Below are 12,096 nucleotides of genomic sequence, written 5' to 3' on the forward strand. Positions count from 1 at the left end.
GTTACTGTTGCGTGTTGCGGGCGTCCAGCCATGCCTGCAAGAACAGGCTAGCGGCCACCATGTCGATTTTACCGCGCATTCGCGCTTCGTCATAGCCCAAATCTCGCAAGCTGCGCTTGGCCTCGGCGGAACTGAGGCGCTCATCGGCGAAATGCAGGGGTACATCAGCCGCCTGCGCAATAGCGCGCGCCGCCGCTTTGATGCGCTCGGCCTGAGGGCCTTCCTCGCCTGCCAAGGTGAGCGGCAGACCGCACAGCAGCGCTTCGGGCTCCCAATCTTCAAGGACGCGCCGCCAGCTTTTCGCAGCCGATATCACCTCGGGAAACGGCAGCACGCAGACGGGCGAGGCAACGCGCCCTAGCGGGTCGCTTATTGCCACCCCAACGCGTTTCTCCCCTATGTCGAGCGCCATTACCCTCATAGGTCGCATTATGGTCCAAGCGGGCCGAAGATGCCAGAAGAAACCGCGCCGAGGCGGCGGATAGTACCTTAGACCTCCGGCGCCTCCTGCTTCGTGCGGCGCCTGCGCGCTGCCAACAGGAACGCAACACCTGCTGCCGCGCATGCTACCCCGGCAAGGCACGTAATAGCGGGCGGCGTGAGGTCGCCCGTTTTCGCCAGCGAACGCAACCGATGCACGGTGCGCCCCGGCTCGGCAAGGCTGTCCGTCTCGGCGCGGGCGGCGAAGGTCACGCGCACCGTGGTATCGCGCTGGATGTTGCGCAGAACGCAGCCTGTCAACGCATAATCGCTGATGCGCTGCCCGTTGACCTCCACGCGCACCACCCGATACCCCGCATCAGCCGAGAACGCGAGCGATGCGCTGCCACCGCGCGCCACCGTGAACGGCTGCGACGGCGTGATGCGCCCGTGCGTGCGCCCAGCTCCATCGGCCACCACGATAGGCGTCACCGTGGGGCGCCCGGAAGGATCCTTGATGCCGCCAATATCGCCACCCGACGAGCCGCCCTGGTTGCCACCTGATGAGCCGCCCGAAGACCCGGCGCTGCTGCCGGACGATGACCCCGAAGATGACCCGGCGCTGCTGCCCGAGGACGACCCGGCCGAACTTGACGAGGAAGACGAGCTTGACGAGCCGCCGTTCGGCCCGAAGACGAACTCCCAGTTCTCGTCCTCGTCCCCCGAGCCTCCGATGATCTCCGTTGAGGTCTTGTCGTTGCCCGCCGCATTGGCGGTAGGCGCCACGGCCGCAATATCGCCCGCAGTGCCAGCGGATGCCGCCGCGTCACTGCGCACATCGTCAGCCCGGCGCACCTCGTAGTGGTAGCCTTCCTTGGTCACCACCGTGACCACGATGGTCTTGCCGACCGGCACCTTGAGCGGCGGCTTGCCTACCGTGTTCGGGAACACCGCACCCCACTCATCGCCCACCACGTTGATGGTGATGTTGCGCGTTCTGGTGGGCGGTCGCGGATCCTCGCCCTCTTCAAGTGGCCTGAATCCCACGCGCACCTGCGTGTCGGAGTTCACCCCTTCCACCTTGAGCAACCAATAGCCCGTCGCAGCATCGGTGGGCCACACCACCCACGATGCCTGCTTGGTGATATCGCGCCAGGTCAGATCGGCATCCCCCTTCGCGCGCACGAATGCCAGCTCCGCATCGCCCGCAGACGCCGGGATCACGTAGAAGTCGTATCCAGCGCCCTTGGGAACCGACACGCTTTGCGGGGTCACGCTGGGCAGTGAGGAAGATGCAAGCCCGTCCACAGCCTCCACCGCCACGTTGATGGTGACGAAAGTACCCGGCACCACCACCGGCGGCAGCTCTTCTCCCGCCTTCGTGAAGCGCACCACGATCACGCGATCGCGCCCCACATCGGGCACCGAAAGGCTGTAGCCACCCGCAACCGCATGCGCGTAGGCGCCCACATCGGTCGTGCCCTCCTGCACCGTGTAGAGCGCATACCCCGTTTCAGGGAAAAGCGAGAAGGTGGCGGGCACGCCAGGGGCCACGCTCTTGACCGCCTCGATGGTGCTCGCAGCGCCCGCGAACAGCTCGTCCACCGAACCGTGGCCTCCCTCCACGCGCACGGTGACCGTGTGGTTTACCACGGGCGGCTCAGGCTCGCCGGAGAACACGATGCGCACGACCGCATCGGCACCGGGCCCCTGAAAGCCGCACACGCCGCCAACCACGTTCAGCGGAATCTCTTCGCCGTTGACGGTGAGGGTAGCCGACGCAATAGACTGCGAAGGGTCACTGGGCAGCGCCGTCAGCTCAATGCGCTGACCTTTGCGAAACGTGTAGGGCACACTGGCAGACTCGCCTGCCACGCTCACCTGCACGCTGCCGCTACCCTCGGTGACCACGGTGAGCTTCCAGTCCTTGTTCATAGGATCGTCCGGGTCGTTCGGGTCGACCGGACGGTTCGGGTCGTCCGGATCGACCACCGGCGGGTCGGGCTCACCCGGATCGGTCGAGCCTCCCGTCGTCACGAAAATCGCTCTGATGGTCACCTGCGATGCGCCTTCGGGCAGCCCTTCCAGATCAAGGTCGTAATAACCCGCCAGTTGCGCCCATGACGGCACCGTCATGCTGACCCCATCAACGTCAACCTCCACCCGAGACAGCGCCGCGCCGGGCACCACCGGAGTGAACGTGTAGCGGATGGCGCCCTTCTTCGGCCAGGTGTAGGTGCCCTCGTAGTTCATGAAGCCCGGGCCGTCCACCACGCCCGTCACCTGCACGGTCAGCGGGTTGCCCGGCTTGGTCGGATCGTTCGGGTCGGTGGGGCCGGTCGCGCCTTTCGGAATGTAGGTGCACACCGCATACGCTCCCAGCGTCGCGTCATCAAAACTGACATAGCGGTTTCCGGCATCGTCTTCCTCAACCCGCAGCGTGCGCACCTCTTTGGCTCCCGCGCCATCGAAGCCGAACACCGTCACCGCCTCGCCCACCGCAGGCGCATCGCCTGTGTTTGGCAGCGGGATGACCACGCTCAAGCGCCCTTTATAGGGGTCGGGGTCTCCCGCTTGCGGGAAGGTGAAATGCGTCTCTAGGTTCCATGCAGCCTGTATCGCATAGGCACCATCGCGCCCCGTGTCGGCGGCATACGCCGCTGCCTGCGCCATCAGGGCCGCATAGACCGGAGAGAGCGGTTCGGCTTTCGTGGCAGCAAGGTGCTGCACCTGCTTGTGAATGATGCCGGTCACGGACGGCTCGGTATACGTAGCTACGCCGTCGAAGGTCTCGTCGTGGTCCTTGTAGACCGTCTTCGCGCCATACGCGCCACCCGCCGACACCATGAACGTGACGCACGCCGACACCGTGCGCCCCTGCGCGTCGGTTGCCGTGAACGTGCAGCTGTAGAGATGGTCGGCCTCCACCTTGAGGCTCGATGCCGCGCCGTCAGAGGTCAGATCGAGCCCCCAGGTGCCATCCGGTGCCTGCGTGGACGCGAACGTGCCCACCGGCACGCCATCGCGCGTCACATCCCAGGTGCCGGAAAGCGGGCTCGTGCCGCCCTGCGTTTGCACCCAGATGCGTCCGCCGTAGAAGCCGAGCAGCGCGGATACGTCCGCTGCCACGTAATCGGGCGAGCGATCCACCACCTCGAAAGCATCCTGATCGACCTCCACGAACACGTTCGATGACACGCTCTGTCCCGCGCTATTCGCCGAAGGCGCCATCTGCGTGGTGCCCGCATCGTCCACGCCAACTCCTGCGCTATCGAACGCCGCGCCAGCGCCCAGAGCAGCCGCGGGTAGCATGCTCGCCGCGAGCACTGCTGCCAGCAGCGTTGCCGCCATCCGTTTTATCTGTTTCCCAATACCCATGATGTTTCCCTTTACTTCGCGTTCCTCACGAACGCACATTCACGGTGATGACCGCCGCTGCCTGTCCCACCTGCTCTTCGGTCTCAGGATCGAGCGCCTCGAAAAGCGCCGTGCACTCATAGCTTCCCTGCGGCAACACCACATCGAGCGCATCGCGTTGAATGTGGTGGTCCGGCTCTATGATGTCGGTCTGATAGAGTTGCTCGCCCGTGTCGTTGCGCACGAGCGTCACGCGCATGAGATAGCGGTTGCCCGGCACGTTCTCGATGCGCAGGTCGCCCTCGGCGCTGCCGTTCTCGAACTCAACGACGCTGGCCACCGAGATGTTGAACATGCCCTCTTCGACCACACGATCGAGTTCGGCCTGTATCTCAGCGTCGGTCTTGCCCTCAAGCTGGCCCGCGTCACCCTGGCGTCGGCTCTTCTCGTCGGAGCAGAGCGTGAGCGCCAGCAATATGGCCACCACGATGGCCACGAGCGCAACAACGAGCGCGACAACGATGCCGCGCCTGCTCTTGCGCGGCGGCGCCTGTGGCACCGAGGTCGCTGGCATCTGGTAGGTGCCCGGATACGCCGCGGAAGGCTGCCCGTAAAACGGCGGCCCTCCGCCAGCACCGGGATTGCCGGGGTGTGCCTGCGATACCTGCTGCTGCCAGCGCGGGTCACCCGGAAACGCCGCGGGCGGATACGCCTCAGGCCCGCCGCCTGGCCCCGGCTGATACGCCTCCCGCCCGGCACCGCCCGGCGCGGGCGCAGAACCGCCTGCGCCCGCATGTCCCATGCCATATGAGCGCACGCTGCCCGTTGCCGCTCCGGGCGCGCCGCCGTATGCAGGCGCGCTCCCTGTCCCTGGCTGGCCTTGCTGACCGTATCTCATATCAGGTGCGCTCATAGACCCGTTCCGTTTCCCCGTGCGCTTATGCCGCGGCGATGGTGTAGGTGATCTGGAATGCCTTCTCCACGATCACATTGCCATCGTCGTCGGTCAGGCCGCTCTTGAAATTGGGGTTGATGGGCGAGCTCTTGCCGTCGATCTGCAGGCCCAAGATGCCCGGAATGGGATCGGTGCCATCGATCTGACGCGCTGCGATCTCCCAGTAGGGCTTGGCGGTGGCGCCGAAGAGGTCAACCACAGCCGGTGTGCTGGTGCCGGCATAGACGTTGCCCTCGTTGTAGTCGACCAGCGTGGCAAGGTCGTTCGCGGAAGCGCCGCCCGGGCCCCACGTGATGCCGCTCGTAGCAGCAGCAGACGGTGCCAGCGTCAGGGCCAGGTCGCCCTTCTTGCCCACGATGGAATACCCAGCCGTGTCAACGCCGGTGCTGGAAGCCACCAGGTTCCACTTCTTGTCAGCACCATCCATGTTCTCCGCGATGGTGTCGTCGGACTCCACATTGATGACCTTCACGTTGAGACCCGAGTAGTTCTCGATGCGATAGCCCGTGGTGATCAGACCGTCGGTGGTGTTGTAGTTCTTCACACCCGTGGAAGGCGTGGCCTTGAGCGCGCCGCCCGATGCCTTGGTGACCACCTTCACGTTCAGCGGCACGGTAACGCTCAGGTTGTCCACGTAGGTGTCCACCCACACGTTCGATGCCGTGGTGCCCTTGTTCTGGGTAACGCTTGTGGCCATCTCGGTGTCGCCGTTGCTGTCGCGGCCCACCAGGTCGTCCCCGAACGTGGGAGCGGCGGCGAACGCAGGCATTGCGCAACCCACTGCCAACGCGGCGGACAGACCAACAGCGCCCATCAGCTTGCTTGCCTTTTTCATGCTTTCCTCCTTTTCGTGCCCGAGCGCCACAGGCGGCACCCGAACCGTTTGATGCGCAGAGCTCGCATGCGCTTGGCTTGAGCCCGAGCATCGTTTCCCAACTACTGTCCTTGCTTTATGTCCAGCGGCTCCCATGCCGCGAAACACCTATCCTTCCAGCACGTTCAGCGTCACCTTGGCCGCCGCCTTGCCCGTTTCCTCATGGGTGGTCTGGTCAAGGGCGACAAACGTTGCGGTGGCATCGTGCATGCCGGGTTCCAATTCGCGCGTCAGCGTGATGTCCTCGATGAATTGGTTCGGCTTCAAAACGCCGCTTTCGTAGAGCACCTCCCCCGAGGCGTCATCGGTGATCTGCACGCGCATGTCATAGCGGTTGCCCGGCACGTTCTCGATGTAGGCTGTGCCGGATGCGCCGGGATTGTCGAACTGGATGACGCTGGCGATGGAGATGTTGAACATGCCTTCCTCGACCACGCGGTCAAGTTCGGCCTGCATCTCTTCGTCGGTCTTGTACGGCGCTTGCCCGGTCTGCGCGTTCGGGTCGAACAGGCTCGATCCGTTGCAGGCGAACAGCCACACCAAAAGCCAGATCACGATGGCGGCCACCACCAGCCCGATCACGATCAGCGCCGTGCGACGACCGTTGCCGCGCTGCGCACCCGGCGCCTGCCCTGCCGCCTGTGCGGCACCAGCGGGCATACCAGCGGCCGCTTTGCCGCCCTTGGTTGCCGCCGCTCGCGCGCTTGGCGCGCCCGGCGTTTGCGCCATGGGCACCCGAGCGCCCATCGCTGCACGATCGGAAGGCAGCCTGCCTTCGCGACGAGGATCTGTCTGGTTGTTGTCGTTTCGTGCCATGAGTCGTTGAGTCCTTTGATCGTGGTCCTACACAGTGGTCCTATACGTTGGTCCCGCGATGCGCCCAGCACCCGGCAGTGCGATGCCACAGGGCCGCCGTGCAGCCCCGCTGAGCGCTTCGCGTACCAGTGGCCTACTCGGCCAATGAACAGGTGAATATGAGCGTGCCTACCTGCACCGGGTCTTCGCTGTAGCGCACAGGCGCACCTTCGGGCACGCTCATGGACAGCTTGTATTGCAAGCGCCCCGGCGTAGAGGTTGCCGTGTCGTAGGCTGGCACGTAGTAGTTGTTGCGCTGGCCTGGCAAGAACGCGAAGCCGTTGCCGAAGTCGATGGAGCTCTTCACCTGTTTGCCCGTATCCTCGTTCAAGGCCGTGAACTCCAGCGTGAAATCCTCCCAGCTATCGCGCGTGGGCGCCCCGTCCACCGGGAAGATGCGCGCCATGCCCGCTTCTGGGTCAAGGTTCGGGTCAAGCTCCATGGTCTCCACGAACAGCTTGCCGCGCGTGTGCGACTCGATGGCCTCTTGCGGGCTTCCCGGCTTGACCGCCACCACCTTCACGTCCATGCCGTCGATGTACACCTCAATGTGCGCATTGATGGGCGAGGTCATCGATATCACCGGCGACCACTGCGCGTACAGCGTCACTTTCCCATCGTGGATGCCCGGAATATCCTGCACGAGCTGCGTATCGGTGTAGGCATCCCCGCTGCCATCCGGTGCCGTGTTCCATCCCTTGAAGGAGAAGCCCGGGCACTCGTAAGTGTTCTTCGGCAGCGCGCGTCCCACGCCTAAGAACATATCCAGCGGTGCCATGGCACCACTCGGGCCGGGTACGGCATGGTGCTCATCATCAGCGTTCGCGTCGAAGATGATCTGGTACGGCGCGCCCTTCCATTGCGCGTAGAGCTGCACGATCTTGTTGCGTTCGTCGGTCAGGTTGCGGAAGGTGTCGCCCACCTTGTAGTCGACCAAAGGCGTGCCGGACGCATCCGAGGCCACGATGCGATCGTGGCTCCAGCCCACGAACTCGTACCCAGGACGCGCAAACTCGGTCTGGATGGTGACCGTGTCGCCCCAGTGCGGGGTGAGCACCTGATCCCCTGCCACCACGCTCCATTCGTCTTGGGTGTTCGCGTCGAACATCACCAGGTACATGATGGGCTCCCACTGAGCGTACAGGCGCACGGTCGCACCCCGCACGTGGGCATCATCGAAGTCGGTGTGGCCCACGAACTGGCAAACCGTACCGGTCCTGTACGCAGTGCCCGAACCATCGGCGCGCGTATTCCATCCGGCGAAGTAGTGCCCCTGCCAAGCCATGCCGTTCTGGCCCGGGATGGTCACCTTCTCCGTATAGAGCGGGTCGAGTCGGCCCGGAGCTGCGCCCGTGCGCGTCTCGTCGGGGGTAGCCTGCGACCAGTTCTCGTCGAAGATGACGGTGTAGCGGCTCTCGTTCCAAATGGCGTAGAGCTTGACCGTGGTGGGCACCGCATTGCCCGAACCATCTTCTGCGGTGGTCAGGTTCCCCGTGAACGCGCCGTCAACCCATTCGCCGAACTGCTTGTCGCGGAAGGTGCCATCAGATTCGGGCGCATGCGGGAAGCGCGGCGTCATGCCCGCGTAGTCTGGGTTGGTGTCCCAGCCCACGAAGTAATATCCGCGGCGGTTCGGCACATTGCCCCCGCGCACCGTCCAAGGCGTGTCGTATTCAGCCGAGATGCTGCCGACCGCTACGCCGTGACCATCGTCTCCGGTGCCGTCGTTCTTCATCAGCTCGATGGTGTAGCCGTTAGGCGCGAAGATGGCGTAGTAGGTGTTGGCCACATTGAGTCCGTAGCTCCACCCGGAAACCGATTGCTTGGTGGGCACGAACACTGCCGAGGCGTCGGTCGAGAGCGTCTGGCCCGTACCGTCGGCCTTCGTGTTCCAGCCGACGAAGTGCCAACCAGTGTTGTGCGTAGGCCGCGACCCTTGCAGCGTGCCCGTGGCCGCCTTCACCGTCTCGGTCGCGCGCGACACGCTGCCGCCGCCGCGGGTGCCCACTTGGTATTTGACCGTGACGTCGTTCTCTTTCCAGATGGCCTTATAGGTTGCGCCTGGAGAAGAGCCCTTACCATCTTGAGCTGCATCTAAGGTACTGCCCGAGGTGGGGGCAATTGATCCACCCGACCACTCCCAATGAGAGAAGGTGTAGCCCGGGCGCTCTATCTTGGTGCCATCCATCCGAATGCGATCCGAGAAGGTGCCGTCTGCCTTGCGCACGTTGAAGTTGAGCGTACGATCGCCGATCACGAACCAGTTGTACCAAATGTATTGCGCGGTCCGCCCGGTAAGCCCTGCCTCCGGCACTTTGAACTCGCCACCGTTCGGATCGATGGTGGACGCATAGGAACCACCCCAAATAGCATAGTAGGTGGTTGATTTCGTGACCGTGATCTCTTTTAAAGGCGTGCCCGTTTTGCTCTCCGCCCATCCGAGGAAGGTGTAGTGGGCTTTTGCGGGTACGCCAACTGATGGCCCTGACCACTTCGTATTACCCAGCGCATCAGTTGTCTGCTTAATGCCGGTATCGCTTGTGTTGCCGCTCCAATATCCACCGTTGGCATCCCACTTGATCTGGTACTTGTTCACCGTCACGTTCCACGAAGCCGTGAGATCGCGGGCGCTGGTGACGTTGGTGGCACCGCCATCCCAAGACTTGAACGAATAGGTGTACTCGATACCGCTATCTCGCTGAGGCGTTGCTGGTTGCGTAGCGTTTTTGCCGCTTTCTACCCACGTGTGCTTGTCCGCCTTGTCCGTCTTGTTTGATGGGTCGCCGTTGTTCTTCCAATACGCATCTGCCACACCGAGCTTCCAGGTAACGTAGTATTCCGTCTTCCATTTGGCCGTGTAGGTGGCAGGACCGGTGGCTGGCGTGACCGGCGTTTTGTCCCAGGTGTTCAGGAACGTCCAGCGCGTGTCGTTGTTGATGGCATCTTTCTTGAGCGAGTTTGCCCCTGGTTTTGCCACGGCCTTGCCTGCTTCAACCCAGATCACTTTGGCGGCCGTGTTCGACTTGTCGTTGGCGTTGGCGGTATTCACCCAGTACGCCCCGCTCATACCCGTGTTCCAGGTTATCTTGTATTCCGTTTTCCATTTAGCGGTGTAGGTGGCACTGCCGTTGGCCGTTACCTGGCCTCCTGCGTCACAGACTTTCGTATCCCCGTTGTACCACCCCAAGAAGGTGTGACGCGTGTCAGAGGCATTCGCGCGAGCGATCGTAGGCGCCGTTACCTTCGTACCGCGCTTGACCGTATCGGTCTTCTCGGTGGTAGCTGTGTTGCCGTTGAGGTAACCCCCGTTCGCCTTCCATTTGATAGTGTCGGTGGGAGTATTATCCTCGAAGATGAAATAGATATTAGTGTCCTTCGTCAACACAATATTATTGTACGAATTCGAGACCTTATGAATTGGAACGATCTCTCCCGTGGAGGGGTCGTCAAGTCGGACCTCTTTCAAGGCGTGATAGCTAGGCATCGTGAACCACGCCTCACGCAGATTACGGAACCAATTGTTGGCATCTGTCCATTGGTCAAAACCCTTACCATTATGGGCATAGATGTGTTCTGTAGTCGCTCTGTCAAATCCGTAAACGTCCGAAAGCGAAAAAACCTGAGTGTAGTTAGCTTTTGTATAGTGCGTCTCTCGCGGACCATGAAATTGTCCCGCCCAATCAACGCGATGCGTGTGGTCACTGGTCCAGGTCAAGTCCACATTACTGTATATGTTCAGCGTGAAGTAGCCCCACATAGCGTAGAGATTTTTGGGCTCATCGTACACCTGAGAGGTAGGATCCCGGTGCGAGTTATAGTAAGCAGCGTCTCTAAAATTGGGGTATGTAGCATTACCCGCTGAAACGGTATATCCCCGGAACGACCGCCCATCCGCATGGGTTGCAGTTGGAGCTTGAATACGATTGGTAGTTGACATTGTGCTGGTATCAACAGACCAAAAACCATAATTCCGCAAGGAAGCGTAGGCGAAACCTGACGGTTTGGAGACAGTGTAGCCCTTCGGAAGGCGCGCATACCAAGTTAGTCCATTCTCAATTGTGCCCCCATTCCCATAGAATTGAGCATTTTTATACCAAAAAGCCTTCAGCGTCATGTCCGAAGTAACGACAGCCGACTGAACATGCCCGTCCACCATCACGCCTGACGATTGCCCGTTGAACTGCACAAACTCTTTCGGCGAGTTATTCAAATTGTCGACATACCCAGCAAATTTCCAGTCACTATAAGACGGCGTGCCAATCAATTCAGGAACGGGAGATCCGGTCGGAACTTTAATGGTGTAGGTCTTCGTGCTGGATGAACTCGATTCGCCTGCTGTTCGATGCCCACCGGAACCGCCTTGATTGTCAAAGGTAACCGTGTGATAAGAAGTAACAAGGCTCCTAATCTCATTGGGTGATGCCGCACTAAGAGCATTTTTGATCGTAGTGTCAGAGCCTTCATAGGTAGTGAGAAGCTTGCCATTAACTAGTTGGCTGTTTGAACTTAGCGTGCTTCGATAGCTAGAATCGAAGCCAAACATTTCAGTTGATGTTTTGATCCCAGAGTACCTAAAATTCGGTATCACACGAAGTGAATAACAATTCCAAAACATACGCCTTGCCGTACCATAATCACCGCTGTTTTGGTTTCCATACCCCAGTCTTGTAGTACCGTTGAATTCGATCGTCTCGAGATTGGGCATATTCGCGAACACGAACTCGGAATTCTTGTCCCACATGTTGTTAACAACAACCCGACGTATGGCTTGCATCCTATTATTCGTTAGACGCCACACTCGATTAGTAGAGCCCTCGCTTGCGGTTTCGCTCGTATGACCATCGTAGTAATAATCGCCAGTGTAGTTCAGCGTAAGAGTTCGATCAGCTGCAGTGTATGTTACGAGCATGCCCTTTGCCGCAGTACCAACCTGCTTGCTGTAGTCAGTAACACTAGGCAATTCAAGACTCATAGGACTGATGCCCCCATCAGCAAGAGCAACGGTTCTATTGATGACCTTCTCTTGTGCCTCAAAGAGACCTTCTTCAAAGTAATCGCCTTCCATATTCAATTGCTCGCCATAGGAAATGCTTGGTGTATTCAGTACTTTTAGCTCTTCTTCTGTCTCACCATTTTCACCAACAGCTTCATCAGAATCAGATGTATCACGCTCATCTTCTTCGGCTGCTCCTTCGTCACCCTCGCCAGACTCAGCATCATCCTCTGCTGGCTCTTCTGGTTTGGGAGCGAGGGCCACGATGACGGCACGGGATGCGCTCGCGAGCAGTTTGTCGTTCAGTCTCAGTTGTGCGGTCACGGTGGTCTTGCCGGTCTGTTTGGCGGTGACGGTACCGGTTGAGGGATCCACGCTGATGGGTGCTGCATCATAGGCATAGCGCACATCGATGCGGCCTTCTGATTTGAGATATCCTGTATCTCCCAAAAGCTCTGCGCTCTCGTCTTGGTTGAGCACGAGCGGTGCATCGGGCATGCTCACGCCATACGGTATGAGGTGGTTGCCCGTAGCAGGAACACCAGCCCGCCATGCGTAGGTCTCGTCTGCGTTGTAGGGCACATAGATCTCAACGCCGGTGCAGTCAGCAAGGGTGGTTGCATCAACGTCTTGGACACTCGC

6 protein-coding genes are annotated in these 12,096 nt (G+C 60.8%); all 6 read right to left on the bottom strand.

All coding sequences use genetic code 11. The annotated features are described in order from the left end of the window. Position 1: 1 nt before the first annotated feature. The gene (ruvX, locus tag NFR19_RS05485) at positions 2 to 421 is read right to left on the bottom strand and encodes a Holliday junction resolvase RuvX (protein WP_251212784.1); all 420 of its coding nucleotides are present in this window, start codon (positions 419 to 421) and stop codon (positions 2 to 4) included. 68 nt (positions 422 to 489) lie between these two features. Next, on the bottom strand, positions 490 to 3,798 hold the full coding sequence (locus NFR19_RS05490; protein ID WP_251212785.1) for a hypothetical protein: 3,309 nt from the start codon (positions 3,796 to 3,798) through the stop codon (positions 490 to 492). Between the two features lie 25 nt (positions 3,799 to 3,823). Further along, positions 3,824 to 4,690: a hypothetical protein gene (locus tag NFR19_RS05495; RefSeq protein WP_251212786.1), complete on the bottom strand. Its 867-nt coding sequence runs from the start codon at positions 4,688 to 4,690 to the stop codon at positions 3,824 to 3,826. Positions 4,691 to 4,715: 25 nt separating this feature from the next. Continuing rightward, positions 4,716 to 5,567: a hypothetical protein gene (locus tag NFR19_RS05500; RefSeq protein WP_251212787.1), complete on the bottom strand. Its 852-nt coding sequence runs from the start codon at positions 5,565 to 5,567 to the stop codon at positions 4,716 to 4,718. Between the two features lie 147 nt (positions 5,568 to 5,714). Then, positions 5,715 to 6,422 (bottom strand): hypothetical protein, encoded by a 708-nt coding sequence (locus NFR19_RS05505; RefSeq protein ID WP_251212788.1) that lies wholly within the window; start codon positions 6,420 to 6,422, stop codon positions 5,715 to 5,717. 133 nt (positions 6,423 to 6,555) lie between these two features. Beyond that, positions 6,556 to 12,096, bottom strand: a 5,541-nt coding sequence (locus NFR19_RS05510; RefSeq protein WP_251212789.1) for an InlB B-repeat-containing protein, incomplete at its 5' end; no start/stop codon positions are given.

Source organism: Adlercreutzia murintestinalis (assembly GCF_943192905.1).
Taxonomy (GTDB): domain Bacteria; phylum Actinomycetota; class Coriobacteriia; order Coriobacteriales; family Eggerthellaceae; genus Adlercreutzia_A; species Adlercreutzia_A murintestinalis.